The following is a 15,867-nucleotide window of genomic DNA, read 5'->3' as shown; positions in this document are numbered from 1 at the left end:
GCCTCCTTGAATTTTCCCAGCTAGCTTTTTGTTTAATAATTAATTCAGAGGAATAACCCAGTATGTCTGTGCCATTACTTCAGTACAAACCCACCACTCAAAATAACCGAGTCACCAGCTTTGGTATAGCTGACCAGAATGAAGATACACCATATATCTACCGAATTGAAGATGTCAGTTCTTACACTGATATCCAGAGCATCATTTGGGCTGCTTATCGCCAAGTCTTCAGTGAACATGAAATTCTCAAGTTCAACCGCCAAAAAGCTCTGGAATCTCAACTGAAAACCGGTGCTTTATCTGTGCGTGACTTCATCAGAGGTTTAGCTAAGTCTGAAGCCTTCTATCGTTTAGTTGTCAGTGTCAACAACAACTACCGTTTAGTAGACATCACCCTCAAGCGTTTATTAGGCCGTGCTTCCTATAACAAAGATGAACAAATTGCTTGGTCAATTGTCATTGCTACCAAGGGTTTTGGCGGCTTTGTGGATGCTTTAGTAGATAGTGAAGAATATACCAAAAACTTTGGGGATAATATCGTACCCTACCAGCGCAAACGCATGGAAGGTCGTCCCCACAACTTAGTGACACCTCGTTACGGCGAAGACTTCCAAGAAAAAGCCGGTACGGTTCAGACCGATTGGCGCTTCACTTTGGAGAAGTTCTATACCCGCAAGTTCCAAGAAAAACGCCTGGCAGAAGGTGATCCACGCAAATATGCTGATATGGCAGCAGCAGTTGGTGGTAAAGGCAACTATGCCCAAAAGCTTTCTGCATTTGATATTGATTATCTCAATGCCGTTCCCTACCGCAGTGGTAGTAGACGCTAAGATTAAATATCTAACTGTCTAAAACTCAAATTTTATACTGGGTCTAGTTTTTGCCTTCATGTAACGACAGGTTTACAGTTTTTCTGGGACTTTGGCGTTATGTTAAGTGGAAACTAGACCCAGTAGCTTTTAAGCTGGTAAATCTGTCAAGGATTAGTCAAATGCTCAAAGAACTTCATTTAAAGTCTGTAGGACCTGCTTCGCAATTTGATATTGAATTTGCCAATAGACTGAACATTTTTACTGGTGATAATGGACTAGGTAAAAGCTTTTTACTTGATGTTGCTTGGTGGGTAATGACGGGAAACTGGGTAGACCAACCCGCTTATCCACAAACAAATACAGATGAATTACCCAAAATTATTTCTAAAATTAATAGCAAGAATTGGCAAATACTTTTCCCTGAAATAAATGTTGAAGGTAGCTTTAATTTTTATGAACAAAAATGGCAAAGAACTCTATCTTTACGTGATTTATCCAAAAATATTGTGATTTTTGTTCGTGTTGATGGTGGTTTTTCACTCTTTGACCCGGCTCGCCAGCGCGATTTAGCCTATAATTTTGATCCGGATACACTTTGGAATGGCTTAAAGTTAAAAGGTAAAGTTGTTTGTAATGGTCTCATTGATGATTGGGTTAAATGGCAAAATCAACCTCTAAAAACACCATTTGAACTATTATCTCTTGTCATTAAAAAACTGGCACCTCGTCCTGATGAATGGATAGAAGTAGGAGAACCAAAGCGAGTATCTGTGGAAGATGTCCGTGATATTCCTACAATTAATCTTCCTTATGGAAATATTCCTATTATTCAAGCATCAGCAGGAATGAAACGGATTTTGGGACTGGCTTATTTATTTGTATGGGCTTGGTATGAACACCAAAAAGCTTCAGAGATCCGGAAACAAGAACCAATGAATCAAATAGTTTTACTAATTGATGAAGTTGAGTCTCACTTACATCCACGCTGGCAAAGAGTTATATTACCGTCTATTTTAACAGTCATCAATCAGTTAGATCCCAATCTGAAAATCCAAGTTTTAGTAACAACTCATTCACCCTTGGTACTTGCTTCCTTAGAACCAATTTTTGATGGAGACCAAGACAAGTTATTTTTATTTGAACTACTAGGCGAAACAGTTTCCTTGAATGAAATATCCTGGGTTAAACAAGGGGATACAGTTGGGTGGTTAACATCAGAAATATTTGGACTCAAACAAGCTCGTTCTCAACAAGCGGAAATGGCAATTGAAGCCGCAGAAGCATGGATGCGCTATGATGATATGAATAATTTTCCAGAATACTTGAGAACCCAGCCGCAAATTCATCAGGAATTGCAAAAACTTTTACCAGGACACGATCCTTTTTGGCCTCGTTGGATAGTAACAGCAGAAAAAAGAAGCAATGCTGGATGATCAGGGGCATAGTCAATATGTTAAAATTTAATCCTCCGCCAGAACCGTCAGATTTTGATGCCCAGGTACGACAGACAGGTAATAATTGGTTAGCCAAAAATACAAATACTAAAAAAAGACCAAAAGATTTTTGGTCAAAATTCAAAATCCATTTAGCCGATGGTTTTGGTAGCGTTTGTGCTTATACTGCCATGTTTGAACCTGTTGGGACTGTAGATCATTACCTTTGTTGTCAAAATCATCGGCATTTGGCTTATGAATGGAGTAATTATCGTTTTGCTTCTGCTTGGATAAATAGTAGCAAAGGTACTCTTGATGATAAAGTGCTTGACCCGTTTTTGCTAGAGGATGATTGGTTTGAAATTTTGTTACCTTCCCTGCAATTAGTCTTAACTGATGCAGTTCCACCAGAGGAAAGATCAAGAGCGGAATTTACTTTGCAACGATTACATTTGCGGGATGATGAGCGAGTTATCCGTCAGCGTCAACAATGGTATCAGCTTTATCTAGATGGTGAAATTACTTTGACAGGTTTAGAACGGAAAGCGCCGCTCATTGCTCGTGCAATTAAAAAACAGCATTAATTAACAGGATAAATCCGGCATAATTGTGTCTTTGAGAATAGCACCCTTGAGGTGAGCATTTTGGAGTTTAGCACCCCTCAAATTAGCCCCTGCTAAATTAGCCCCTGCTAAATTAGCTCCCGTGAGGTTAGCCCATGTCAAATTAGCACCGGTCAAATTAGCTTCACTGAGGTTGGCTCGTAATAGGTAAGCTCCACTCAGGTGAGTTTGGTGTAAATTAGATTTGTAAAAGTTAGCTTGATAAAGATAAGTTCCGTTTAATTGGGCGTGGTATAAATTGGCTTCACTTAAATCAGCAGCAATTAAATTCGCTGCAATGAAATTTGCAAAACTCAGGTTAGCTCTGATTAACTGCGCCTTACCTAAATCAGCATCTCTAAAGTTAGCGTCTGTGAGGTCAGTTCCAATCAGGTTAGCTGCAACCATGATCGCCCCTTCCAGATTTGCACCACTCAAGTCAGCCCCAATCAGATGAGCATCACTTAAATCTGCTTGGGTAAGTATCGCACCAGTTAACTTCGCTACAGTCAAGTTAGCCCCCCTGAGATTAGCTTCTATGAGCTTGGCTTGGTGCAGGTTAGCGCCACTGAGGTCAGCATGACTCAGGTTAGCTCGCACGAGTAAAGCATGACTTAAATTGACTTTACTTAAGTTCACCCCTTGGAGGTGAGCGCCTCTGAGGTTGTTTCCTTGTAAGTTGGCGGCGCTAATATCTACTTTCACCAGGGGATTTTGCTGTTTCCATTCTATCCATGTCACCGCACCTGCTTTGAGTAAAGCCAGATGCTCTTGATTTGCCATTTTTGCTCCTTTACTCATTGACACTCTGGGGGTTGGGGCGACCGGGGACATTTTCAATCGCTGCTAATGCTCCGGCCGCACCTGCGAGGATATCCTGTTCCGCACCACCTAAATACAACCGTCCAAAACTTCCTACAGCTTGCACTTCCAGAATATTAATTCCCGCGGCTTTCTCGGCTTCATTAGCCGCTAGAGCGGCGTAAGCTGCGGGCTGAACTTCTAATACATATAGTGTTTGTCCTGCAAGTAGTAGCTGTCCTCGCCGTGTACGATTAATTAACTGGGTCTGGTAAGCATCGATGTTGCGGATAATCTGGTTAGAAACTACGCGGGGTTTGAGACATTCCTCTTTTTTCACTCCTAGTGTTGCCAAAATCGCCTGACCTGCAGCGCGGGTTTCTCCTTGGGAGCTAGAATGAATTTCTAATAAACCATATAGTCGTTCAACTATCTGCACTCCTGGACGCACGGAGGCGGATTTGAGTGCTACATCGGTAATGCGATTAATTTCAATACCCGGAGAAATTTCAATCCACAGTGATGTATCCCCCGGTAATGGTAGAAAACCTTGGGCTACTGTTCCCATATAGGCTGCATGTTGAGGTTGCAGGCTGTCGAGAAATACAAAACTGCGTAATTCTATTCCCAAGGTGATGCTCTCCAGTCATGTGGATAAAAGTTATGTTTGGCAATTTATCAGTGTGATCCTAAACTACCATAACCCTAAGTACCCCTCAATCCCTACTCATTTATCCTTGCAATAGGAAAGAATCACATAACGGACTATTCCTAAACGACTAATCCGTTCAGCAACTGCTGTGGAATTTGCTGACTGCTGATTACCACTCTCAGACTGAAGTCGCTTGAGAAGGGGATAGGTTGGGAGGGTATTAGGGGTGATGTCTTCCTTGAATATGGGTGTAAAACCTGTACTTTGGGCAAGTTTTCTATAAGCATTGAGGGTGAAACTGCTGTCAACAGGTCCGTAGGTGTTACCAATGAAGGGACTGAGCAATTTACCGCCAATTTTCATGAAGGGATAGACAAATTGGAGAGGTACAAAATCACAGATGGCGAGTTTTCCCCCTGGTTTGAGAACTCGCCATGCTTCTTGGAAAAACCTTTGACGACTGGGAAAATGAAAGATACACTCAACAGCCAGAACTAGGTCAAAGGAGCTATCTGCAAAGGGTAGTTGACAAGCATCCCCTTCTATAAATTCTATCTGGTTATGATTTTGGGGGTGAACTTGTTCTTTAGCTCTAGCGAGTTGACGAGGGTCAATATTTAAACCAACTAGCTGTAAATTCTCAAAGCGATCGCTAAGACTAGAAATTGTCCCACCGAAGCCACAACCACAGTCAAGAATCTTTTGTCCATCTCCCGCACCACCCGCATCACACACCCGGCGAGTTAAATTTTCTGCTGCTAATGCAAAGTCTTGTGCGGAACCATCGGCTGTGCTGGGATTCTCCCAATAACCCCAATGTACATGAAGACCAAATCCCGTAATTACTTCGGTATTTTTCTTTTCAAAGTCCTCAAATAACTGGTCAAAATATGGTAATACAATTTTTGGCTGATTAGTCATTTACTTTCGTTAAAACTAATACCACATTTTACCAGGAATTAGCGGCAGCGTGAAAGCCCCTGAGAAGCAGCAACGTAGTTGCGTACTTCGTGCTTCAGACAGGGGATGAAACGCGACTCGGCAGGTTTTAACAAATCTCAGTTTAATATAAGGATTAGTGTGATATTTTTGGTGAGCTAAGTGTGGTTAGCAGTAGCACTGACCAGGGGACTTTAATATCTGGGATGAAATTCGAGTATTTTCTGATTGCGGGTAAGGCTGCGGGTATAATAAACTTGAGGGAACGTAGGGATGCCGGGCGATCGCCTTGTTGGTCTACAATTCCATATTGTTGCGCTAGTTCCGCCACAATCTGCACTTTTCCTGTGCGCTGCATTATATTCGCATCAGCAGCCAAAGCTGCAATCACTCGACCTGTCAATAAGGGAGTTTCCCAGTTATAACGGTCAACAAAGACTGAGTTTCTCGGGTCAGTCACATTTTGTGCTCCTATCTCATCTGCTAAGGCGGAAATATGCTCAGTACCCACAATCCCCGGCCACAGGTCAACAGAGGCGACATTATCGGGTTTAAGTTCCACCCCCATATCAGCTACCAGGCGGTCACAGGCGGCTTTTCCCACACCATAGGCGACACCGAAAATGGGGGACATACCCCCCCAAGAGGAAATAGTACAAATTAATCCTTGGCGACGTTGCACCATCATCCGTGCTGCAAAAATGCTGGCAACGTAGTGACTACGCAGACCGACATTATTAATATTATCCCACAGATCAGGTTCACACTCCCAAAAAGACTTTCCTTGAGTATCTCGTAAAGACTGGACTCCTGAGAAAGCGTTATTAACCAGTAAATCTAGTTGTCCGTCTTGCTCATCTTGGATGCGTTCAAACAGCGATCGCACTTGCTGATCATTGCTATGATCTACCTGGACGGGAATACATATACCTCCGGCTTCCTCTACGGCCCCTTGGGTATGATTCAGATTACCGGAAATTCCCCCCACAGTATCAAAATTATCTAAACTCCGTCCGGTAATATACACAGTTGCCCCAGCTTCACCCAGTGCAATAGCAATTCCCTTGCCAATTCCCCGGCTTGCACCTGTGACTAAAGTCACTTTTCCCTGAAGATTCTTCATGATTACAGACTAAAAAAGGGGATTAGGATTTACCATAGCAGAAAACAGGGCAGGAAAAAAGTTCTGATCCGGTGGTCACCAGTCCCGAAGTTGCCAACAAAGGAGTTATCAGTGGTATTACAAGCCCAAACCAGCACCTACGAAGCTAAAACTCAAGAAGTTGCTCGACAGCTTCTGGTCGCTACCCAAGAAAATCGCTCGTTTTTAGGTTCCCTACGCGATCAGATGCGCTGGGATGATAAACTGCTAGCCTGGGCAATGAGTAATCCTGGTTTACGGGTACAATTGTTTCGTTTTATTGACACATTACCCGCTTTACATAGTAAATCAGAAATTGCCGCACATTTGCAAGAATATTTAGGGGCAGAATCTGTAGAATTACCTTCAGCCCTCAAGGGGATGTTGAATTTTGCTCACCCTGATTCTATGCCGGGACAAGTTGCGGCGACAACTGTTTCTACGGCTGTGGAAACTTTAGCCCATAAATACATTTCTGGGGAGAATATTAAACAGGTTATCAAAACAGTTGAACGACTGCGAAAAGAAAAAATGGCTTTCACCATTGATTTACTCGGTGAGGCGGTGATTACTGAAACTGAAGCCCAGTCTTACCTAGAACGCTATTTAGAATTGATGCAACAACTAATAGAAGCATCAAAGAATTGGGGGGTAATTCCGGCTATTGATGAAGCTGAAGGATACAATATACCACAAGTTCAGGTTTCTGTCAAGTTAACAGCGTTTTATTCCCAATTTGATCCTTTAGACCCTCAAGGAAGTGAGGAGAAAGTTAGCGATCGCATTCGGATTTTATTACGTCGGGCGCAAGAGTTAGGGGCATCTGTGCATTTTGACATGGAACAGTACGCCTACAAAGATTTAACTTTAACTATTCTGCAAAAATTACTTTTAGAAGATGAGTTTAGACAACGTACAGATATTGGTGTGACCATCCAAGCATATCTGCGTGACAGTCTAGAGGATGGGAAAAAGTTAATTTCTTGGTTACAACAGCGCGGTTATCCCCTGACAGTGCGTTTAGTTAAGGGTGCATATTGGGATCAGGAAACTATTAAATCAGAACAAAAACACTGGCCACAGCCAGTTTATAACGATAAAGCCGCCACAGATGCCAATTTTGAAGCCATTACCCAGCTATTATTAGAAAATCACCAATATGTCTATACTGCTATTGGCAGTCATAATGTGCGATCGCAAGCTCGCGCTATTGCCATAGCCGAAAGTTTAAATGTCCCCCGTCGTCACTTTGAAATGCAAGTGTTGTATGGGATGGGGGATAAGTTGGCTAAAGCCTTAGTTAATCAAGGTTATCGCGTCCGGGTTTACTGTCCCTATGGTGAGTTATTACCGGGGATGGCTTATTTAATTCGGCGGTTGTTGGAGAATACAGCTAATAGTTCATTTTTGCGGCAAAATCTCGAGAACCGCCCCATTGAAGAGTTGTTAGCACCCCCAAATGTGAATTTGTCTGAGGACAAAGCCCAAATACGCCCAGAAGCAGGGGGGTTTGTTGGTGCTGCAGATACGGATTTTGCACAGGAGGAGCACAGAAATATGTTGACGACGGCTTTGGCTGGGGTGCGGGAACAGTTGGGTCGGGTTTATTTACCTTTGGTGAATGGGGAGTATGTCAATACTCAGGAGTTAATTGATTCGGTCAATCCTGCTAATTTTAGCGAGGTAGTAGGTCAGGTTGGTTTAATTAGTGTGGCACAAGCAGAAGAGGCGATGCAAGCTGCTAAGGCTGCGTTTCCTGGGTGGCGGCAAACACCAGTACACGAACGTGCTAGGATTGTGAGGAAGGCGGCTGATTTGATGGAGTTACGTCGGTCTGAGCTTGCAGCTTGGATTGTTTTGGAGGTAGGTAAGGTTGTTAAAGAAGCAGATGCTGAGGTTTCTGAGGCTATAGATTTTTGTCTTTACTATGCTGAGGAAATGGAACGCCTAGATAAAGGTGTAAACTATGACGTATCAGGTGAGACGAATCGTTATATATACCAACCTAGGGGAATTGCAGTGGTGATTTCTCCCTGGAATTTCCCTTTAGCGATCGCCTGTGGTATGACTGTTGCAGCCCTGGTTGCAGGTAATTGTACCCTGCTCAAACCGGCGGAAACCTCCTCTGTAATTACCGCGAAATTCACAGAAATTTTAGTAGAGGCGGGTATTCCTCAAGGTGTATTTCAATACTTACCAGGTAAAGGTTCCCAAGTAGGTGCTTACTTAGTAAATCATCCTGATACTCATATCATCGCCTTTACTGGTTCTCAAGAGGTGGGTTGTCGCATTTATGCAGAAGCAGCTACCCTCAAACCAGGACAAAAGCACATGAAGCGAGTAATCGCGGAAATGGGCGGGAAGAATGGAATTATCGTAGACGAAAGTGCTGATTTAGATCAAGCTGTTGTGGGGGTGGTACAGTCAGCATTTAGTTACAGTGGACAAAAATGTTCTGCCTGTTCCCGGGTAATTGTACTCGAACCGATATATGATGCTTTTGTCCAGAGGTTAGTAGCAGCCACAAAATCCCTGAATATCGGAGCCGCAGAGTTACCTAGTACCCAAGTTGGACCGGTAATTGATGCTCAAGCACGCGATCGCATTTTGGCATATATTGCCACGGGTAAGACACAAGCCCAAGTCGCCTTGGAAATGACCGCACCTACACAGGGGTATTATATCGGTCCAGTCATCTTTAGTGAAGTACCACCTGATGCCACCATCGCCCAACAAGAAATATTCGGCCCAGTCCTGGCGGTAATTAGGGTCAAAGATTTTGCCCAAGCGTTAGCAGTGGCTAACAGCACCAACTACGCCCTGACGGGGGGACTATACTCTAGAACACCCTCCCACATTCAACAAGCACAGACAGACCTGGAAGTAGGAAATGTCTATATTAATCGTAATATTACAGGTGCAATAGTTGCCAGACAACCCTTTGGGGGGTTCAAACTTTCGGGGGTAGGTTCCAAAGCGGGAGGACCAGATTATCTGCTGCAATTCCTAGAACCGCGGACGGTGACAGAAAACATTCAACGCCAAGGGTTTGCACCCATCCCCGGCGCTGAATAGAAAAATCAAAAATTATCTTTGTTGAAGGGAACAGGGAACACCGGAACAGGGAACACACCCAACACACCGAAACAATCAAATCCAGTCACCTTTCCCTGATAAAGGGAAAGGTGAGGGTGGGGTCAAATAATATTCGATACACTAATCATGACTTGACAAAAACCTTCCTAAAACTTCAAACCCCAACCCGCGACAGCCAAAATACCCCAACCAATAATCAAAGCCACACCACCCAGGGGGGTGATTGCGCCGAGCTTGTTCAAACCAGTGACACTGAGGGCGTACAAGCTCCCAGAAAAAATGCCAATGCCAATGATAAATAACCACCCACTAGCTACTAACATGGGTTGAGGTGATGCTGTACGACTAATTAGTAAGGCTATTAACAAAAGTGCCAAAGCGTGGTACATTTGATAACGAGCGGCTGTATCGAAAATTTCCAGCGATCGCTCACCGATTTTACCTCGCAAAGCATGAGCAGCGAAAGCACCTGCGGCTACAGATAAACCACCTAAAACAGCAGCTAGGCTGACAAAAACTTGTGCCATTGCTAATGATGATTGATTCTAGATCTCAAAATGATATGATACTCCCCCTGTTTCACTGACATGAAAATCCCCATTGAATTCTTTAGCTTTCATATCTAAGTACTCTCTAGCTGTAGCTGCTGGTAGTTGACAATTCATCGCCAAGCCTAAAACAGTGACGCGCCCGTTATTTTCTTGTAGCATTTGATAAAAAGTGGATTGTAGGCGATCGCTTAGTTGCTTCTGCAGTGCTTTTTGCTCATTTTTGCTCTGACGATATAACCCCAAGCTTAACCAACCACCTAACACCATTGTGGGTATACCAAAGATCATCCCATTTCTGGCGGTATTATCCAGGTAATAAACAGCAGGTTGATTAATAAACTCCTTGACTAAAGCCTGATTATATGGTTTGGAAACCGGCTTAAGGACAGATTTTTTCTCAAGTGTTGCTGAAACTGATAGTGTCAAAAACATGAATCCCAGTGTCAATAGCCAACCCGCAGCCAGTTTTTCAGCAGTCTTCATAGTGTCACATCAGATTTTAAACTTTGCTTGCGATTTTAGCTTGAGTTGTGAAAAGCTTCCAGGGTATTAAACTAGGGTGGGTGAGACCAGCATCACCCACCATGCTCCTGAAAACAGCAGTTTAGGTAAAATATGTCAATTTATTTGCGCGTAGCCTCGAGTAGACGGGAGTAATAAAAACGAGTTTTAGTCATAGCTTGGCGCTTGATTGCAAAGCCGTTATTTTCCAAGATTTTCACCACATCAGTCTCACGGTGGAGATAAGCGCGAGTTGCTTTACTCGGTCCAGGAAAGAAACTACCAATTTTCTTGAGTATACTTAAAGCACAGGTCTTGGGCGCAAAACTGATAATTATTCTGGACTGTGCTAAAGAACAAAGATGGGAAATCATCTGGTCTGCTTTCTCTTGGGGGTAGTGAATGAGAACATCCAAGCAAATCACAGTGTGGTAACTACCACTCAATGATTCTAAATCCTGAACAGCGAAAGTAGTATTTTCGGCATTTTCCAAAGTGGCTAAAGCTCTATCCTTAGCTTCCGTGACCATTTTCTCAGAAATATCGCTGGCGTATATCTTAGCACCATTTTTTGCCAATGGGATGCTGAGACTACCTACCCCACAACCAGCATCGCAGATTGATAACTCTGATAAATTCCCATCATCTTTGAGCCACCCAATAACTGTATCTACGGTTTGCTGGTGTCCATTGCGGATATCTAACTGGACTTTATTAACTTCCCCATCCCCGTAAATGCGTCGCCACCGGTCAAAGCCTGTAGAATTAAAATATTCGCGAACAATGGTTTTATCGTCAGCTACGTTCATAAACTTAAATCTTCAAGTGTTCCCAATCTTTAAAATTATCATTAATACCAAGGCCTCGAATACTCTACAATATTTTTTTTAGAAGTTCTTTTCCTCATGTACGACAAACCAACTATAGATAATAGCCGATTTCTCTGGTTGTTTGGAGATTCAAGAGATAAAATTCTATTTTTTCTTTATCTCCAGCAAAAGCTTGCTGATTACAGCCAGGAGTAAGTTAGATGTTTTTCATTGACACTTCTCTATTTATCAATCATCTGACTAAACCCCCATTCTCTTGTTTTTTGTGGTTTTTTAGATTAAGATATAATCATACAATATAATTGCAGCCATCACTACATTATTCAGAAACATATTTTTTCATGAGCTTTTTAAATATCTGTATACAGTATATAGCAATCCTAAATGATTCATGAACAATTTCTGTTCCCTGTTCCCTGTTCCCTGTTCCCTTTCCTCACTCATAATTTCTCAAGTCAAATAGGATGACTATACATAATTGATTGACTAATTTAGCTTTATTGATTACCAATGACATCCAACTTCTTAACTGACAGTCCTATTATTCAATTTACAATTCTTCTAACAGTAATTTTTACTGTTCCGCCTATATTTGAGCGACTGCGAATACCTGGACTAGTAGGGTTGCTGGTAGCAGGTGTATTGTTAGGACAAAATGGGCTAAAATTATTACATTCTGATTCAGAAACCGTTAACTTACTCTCGGATATCGGCAAAGTTTACTTAATGTTTGTCGCAGGTTTGGAAATTGATTTAGAACAATTTCGCAAAACTAAAAATCGCTCAATTGTCTTTGGAATATTAACATTTTTAGTACCGTTAATTTCTGGGATCTTAGTCGGGAGATTTTTTAACTTTAGTTGGAATGCTTCGGTACTGATTGGTTCTTTGCTAGCCTCCCATACCCTCTTAGCTTATCCCATTGTTAGCCGTCTAGGAGTGGTGATGAATGAAGCAGTCACAGTCACAGTAGGGGCGACAATTTTCACTGACACAGCTGCTTTATTAGTATTAGCAATTTGTGTAGGAATTCATGGGGGAGAATTTTCTACCCTGAGCTTAATAACCCTATTAGGTGGACTAGCAATTTACTCTGTGATTGTCCTGTTTGGTTTTGATTGGGCTGGTAAAGAATTTTTTCGCCGTTCTGGAGATGAACAAAGTAATCAATTTCTCTTCATATTATTGGCTTTATTTCTCGCATCTGTAGGAGCGCAGATTGTGGGAGTTGAAAAAATTGTGGGTGCATTTTTAGCAGGTTTAGCAGTCAATGATGTTGTAGGACGTAGTCCAGTTAAAGAAAAAATTGAGTTTATTGGTAGCGTCCTATTTATCCCTTGTTTTTTTGTAGACATGGGACTGTTAATTAATATTCCCGCCTTTATCAAAACTCTCGGTTCTATTTGGTTAACATTAGTAATTGTCACTGCTTTGATTGGTAGCAAATTTATAGCGGCATTTTTGACCAAATTAATCTACCGTTACAGTAATGTACAAATGCTCACAATGTGGTCATTGTCATTACCACAAGTAGCCGCCACCTTAGCAGCATCCTTGGTTGCTTATCAGACCTTAAATCCTGCTGGTGAAAGGCTTATTAGTGAAGGTGTCTTAAATAGTGTAATTGTCCTCATGGTAGTTACTTCAATTATGGCGCCATTGATTACCACTCGATTTGCAGCTTTATTACAAGTACCCCAAACGGACTTTGAAACAGAAAGTTTAGCAACTTGGTGGGAACATCATGACGCACAACCCCTAGAACCAACTCAGCATCCATTCACTGTAGTAGTACCAATACATAACTCCCGCAACCAACGCTACTTAATTGAAATGGCGGCTTTAATAGCTCAACATCAGTCTGGAAAAATTTTACCATTAGCTATTAATAAAGCCCATGTTCACATGGATGACCCCCAATTAGGAATATCACTAGAGCAAAGTCAGCAAAGGTTGAAACTAGCTGAGGAAATTAGCGCCGAATTTAATGTTCAGGTTTCTACAGCAGTTCGCATTGATGATGATATAGCTTTAGCAATTAGTCGCACCAGTCGAGAACAAAATGCTAATTTAGTCGTGATGGGTTGGTCTCGCACCACAGGTTTACGTGCCAGATTATTTGGTAATGTGATTGATAGTGTTTTCTGGTCTTCTCACTGTCCAGTCGCGGTAGCTCGTCTGGTAAAAAGTCCCAAAACAATTGAGAGAATTATTGTCCCCATTGGAGATTTAAGACCTCAAACTATCAGCGCTTGGAAGTTTGCAGAAATGTTGGCTGATGTGAATCGGGCGGAGGTTGTACTATTACACGTCTCTAACAGCAAAACCCCTACTAATTTAGTAGAAGAATTTACAACTCAATTAACTGAAATTGTCTCTAAAAGTCACTTAAAGGTAAATACACATATCCGAACTATTGTAGATGATGATGTTGCTCAAACTATAGTTAGGGAAGCCCAAGGATTTGATTTAGCGGTGTTACGCTCCGTACGTTATCGTACCACAGGGGGATTAGCTGTTAGTCAAGTCACAACTCAGGTAATTGAAGAGTTAACCGGTTCTATTGTGTTATTGGGTGAAGCTCATCTTTGATTTCGGCTCTGTCAACAATTCATAATCTTTCCCAAGTTAGTTGTTTGGTAATTTCATCCCAACGCCAACGTAACAAACCAGTTTTGGGGTGGGAAATTATTCCTGGTAAATTCATAGCTTGTCTGGGTGCATTAGTAGCTAGGGCGATCGCACCTCCCACATCACAAATCCCCCACTTGACCAAGTTTTGCACTCCCACCAACAAGGGTAAAGTTGTCCCGGATAAAGTCCCATCTCCTAACCTTGCTGTACCGTTCTTCACTTCTATTTCCCTACTGTCCCAAGGATACACCCCATCAGGTAGCCCTAGGGGTGCGAGAGCATCACTGACTAAAAATAGTTTTTGCTGGTTGGCGCGCAGGAGAATATCTAACATCATGGGTGTAATGTGTTCACCGTCAGCAATGAAACCACACATCACATCAGGATGGGTAATCGCAGCACCTAGTAACCCCGGTTCCCGGTGGTGTAATGAGAGCATAGCGTTAAAAGCATGGGTTACCATGGTCGCCCCTTGGTTAAACGCCGCCTCTGCTTGGGCTGCTGTCGCCAGGGAATGCCCTAAACTAACAATTATCCCCAAAGAACGCAAATAGGGTATTACTTCCCCTGTACTGTCTAATTCTGGGGCTAGGGTGATTACTTTGACAATCTGGGGATAATCCCCTAAAACTCTGTTGACTTGCTCAATTGTCAGAGGTAGTAAATATTCTTGTGGGTGTGCGCCGCGCTTGTGGTAGTTTAAAAATGGACCCTCTAAATGTACTCCTAGGATCTTCGCACCTCCCCTTTGATTGGTGCTAAAATCGCCAATTATCCCCAGCGATCGCTGTATATTATCTATTGAGGTAGTAACTAAGGTTGGTAAATAGGCATCTATGCCCATATCCTCTAAAAAAAGGGATATTTTCGGCAATATATGGGAATTATCCCCGGTTAACTCTGGAAATGCTAAACCTAAAGCACCATTAATCTGTAAATCAACACCACCTAAAGAAATCCAATCACCAGCGACATCTAGTGAAGACCCACAACTAGAAGATTCTGGACTCATAGGGGTAATTTCCTCAACTACCCCTTGATGGTTAATACAGATGCGCTGTAAACCTTCATAACCAGGGACTCGCCCATTAATTATATTCTCTATCTCTGGTGGTAAAAATTCATCTGTGTTCATAATAAGTAAGAGGGGGAAGAGGGAACAGGGAACGGGGAACAGGGAACGGGGAACAGAGAAAGTGGGTCAAACAAGATTTGATACACTAATCATAACTTTTACAACATTCTCTCAAAGCAATTAATATATGGCTCCTCCTATTGGTATTATCATGGGTAGCGATTCCGACTTACCCACCATGAAAGATGCGATCGCAGTTTGTGCCGAATTTGGTATAGAAACTGAAGTGGCGATCGTTTCTGCCCATCGTACCCCAGAACGCATGGTTGAATATGCCCAAACCGCTCACCATAGAGGTATTAAAGTAATTATTGCCGGTGCTGGGGGTGCGGCTCATCTCCCCGGCATGGTAGCATCTTTAACACCATTGCCAGTAATTGGGGTTCCCGTAGCTACCCGGAATTTACAAGGGGTGGATTCCTTATATTCTATCGTACAAATGCCTGCGGGTATTCCAGTGGCTACAGTAGCCATAGGGAATGCTAAAAACGCCGGACTCTTAGCGGTGCAAATTCTCGCTACCCACCAACCAGAATTACTTGCTCAAGTTCAAGAGTATCGCCAGAGTCTAGCTGCATCAGTCATGGCCAAGCAAGCCAAACTAGAACAGTTGGGTTATCAGCAATATTTAGAACAATCAGGTTAATTTTTATCTTAGGGAACAGGGAACAGGGAACAGGGATTAGGGATTAGGGATTAGAGAACACACCGGAAGAAACAAAATCAAGTCCCATTCCCTT

At 42.5% G+C, this 15,867-nt stretch carries 14 protein-coding genes; 6 read left to right on the top strand and 8 right to left on the bottom strand.

From position 1 onward, the window contains the following. Positions 1-62: 62 nt before the first annotated feature. The 3 genes from PN447_RS13700 to PN447_RS13690 all read left to right on the top strand — a co-directional run bounded on the left by PN447_RS13700 (position 63) and on the right by PN447_RS13690 (position 2,829). Positions 63-830 (top strand): phycobilisome rod-core linker polypeptide, encoded by a 768-nt coding sequence (locus tag PN447_RS13700; protein WP_271763599.1) that lies wholly within the window; start codon positions 63-65, stop codon positions 828-830. A gap of 161 nt (positions 831-991) precedes the next feature. Then, positions 992-2,245 (top strand): ATP-binding protein, encoded by a 1,254-nt coding sequence (locus PN447_RS13695; protein ID WP_271763615.1) that lies wholly within the window; start codon positions 992-994, stop codon positions 2,243-2,245. Between the two features lie 17 nt (positions 2,246-2,262). Beyond that, positions 2,263-2,829, top strand: a complete 567-nt coding sequence (locus PN447_RS13690; protein ID WP_271763598.1) for a hypothetical protein — start codon at positions 2,263-2,265, stop codon at positions 2,827-2,829. Here PN447_RS13690 and PN447_RS13685 read toward each other — a convergent pair whose 3' ends face one another. The 4 genes from PN447_RS13685 to PN447_RS13670 all read right to left on the bottom strand — a co-directional run bounded on the left by PN447_RS13685 (position 2,830) and on the right by PN447_RS13670 (position 6,362). Beyond that, a complete protein-coding gene (locus tag PN447_RS13685; protein ID WP_271763614.1) occupies positions 2,830-3,630 on the bottom strand; it encodes a pentapeptide repeat-containing protein in 801 nt (266 codons plus the stop codon). Between the two features lie 10 nt (positions 3,631-3,640). Then, positions 3,641-4,279 carry a hypothetical protein gene (locus tag PN447_RS13680; protein WP_200988262.1) on the bottom strand — a complete coding sequence of 213 codons (639 nt, stop codon included), beginning with the start codon at positions 4,277-4,279 and terminating at the stop codon, positions 3,641-3,643. Between the two features lie 96 nt (positions 4,280-4,375). Next, positions 4,376-5,221, bottom strand: a complete 846-nt coding sequence (locus tag PN447_RS13675) for a class I SAM-dependent methyltransferase (protein ID WP_271763596.1) — start codon at positions 5,219-5,221, stop codon at positions 4,376-4,378. 154 nt (positions 5,222-5,375) lie between these two features. Further along, complete coding sequence (locus PN447_RS13670) at positions 5,376-6,362, bottom strand: SDR family NAD(P)-dependent oxidoreductase (protein WP_271763594.1); 987 nt, start codon at positions 6,360-6,362, stop codon at positions 5,376-5,378. 111 nt (positions 6,363-6,473) lie between these two features. Between PN447_RS13670 and pruA the strand changes: the two genes are divergently transcribed. Continuing rightward, complete coding sequence (gene pruA, locus PN447_RS13665; protein ID WP_271763593.1) at positions 6,474-9,455, top strand: L-glutamate gamma-semialdehyde dehydrogenase; 2,982 nt, start codon at positions 6,474-6,476, stop codon at positions 9,453-9,455. A gap of 167 nt (positions 9,456-9,622) precedes the next feature. Here the strand turns inward: pruA and PN447_RS13660 are convergent, their stop codons facing one another. The 3 genes from PN447_RS13660 to bchM all read right to left on the bottom strand — a co-directional run bounded on the left by PN447_RS13660 (position 9,623) and on the right by bchM (position 11,337). Then, positions 9,623-10,003: a DUF423 domain-containing protein gene (locus PN447_RS13660; RefSeq protein ID WP_271763592.1), complete on the bottom strand. Its 381-nt coding sequence runs from the start codon at positions 10,001-10,003 to the stop codon at positions 9,623-9,625. Between the two features lie 18 nt (positions 10,004-10,021). After that, positions 10,022-10,510, bottom strand: a complete 489-nt coding sequence (locus PN447_RS13655) for a hypothetical protein (protein ID WP_271763591.1) — start codon at positions 10,508-10,510, stop codon at positions 10,022-10,024. Positions 10,511-10,650: 140 nt separating this feature from the next. Beyond that, complete coding sequence (bchM, locus tag PN447_RS13650; RefSeq protein WP_271763590.1) at positions 10,651-11,337, bottom strand: magnesium protoporphyrin IX methyltransferase; 687 nt, start codon at positions 11,335-11,337, stop codon at positions 10,651-10,653. A 531-nt stretch (positions 11,338-11,868) separates the two neighbouring features. On the opposite strand from bchM, the gene PN447_RS13645 reads away from it, so the two are divergent. After that, positions 11,869-13,950, top strand: a complete 2,082-nt coding sequence (locus tag PN447_RS13645) for a cation:proton antiporter domain-containing protein (RefSeq protein WP_271763589.1) — start codon at positions 11,869-11,871, stop codon at positions 13,948-13,950. Positions 13,951-13,969: 19 nt separating this feature from the next. Here PN447_RS13645 and nagA read toward each other — a convergent pair whose 3' ends face one another. Continuing rightward, positions 13,970-15,127 (bottom strand): N-acetylglucosamine-6-phosphate deacetylase, encoded by a 1,158-nt coding sequence (nagA, locus tag PN447_RS13640; RefSeq protein WP_271763588.1) that lies wholly within the window; start codon positions 15,125-15,127, stop codon positions 13,970-13,972. 127 nt (positions 15,128-15,254) lie between these two features. On the opposite strand from nagA, the gene purE reads away from it, so the two are divergent. Then, positions 15,255-15,773, top strand: coding sequence for a 5-(carboxyamino)imidazole ribonucleotide mutase (gene purE, locus PN447_RS13635; protein ID WP_271763587.1), 519 nt, complete (start codon positions 15,255-15,257; stop codon positions 15,771-15,773). Positions 15,774-15,867 lie beyond the last annotated feature (94 nt).

It is taken from the genome of Anabaena sp. CS-542/02, from assembly GCF_028331085.1.
Lineage (GTDB): Bacteria > Cyanobacteriota > Cyanobacteriia > Cyanobacteriales > Nostocaceae > Anabaenopsis > Anabaenopsis arnoldii.
Note: the sequence above shows the minus strand (reverse complement) of the source record. Positions and strands in the feature narration are given on the sequence as shown.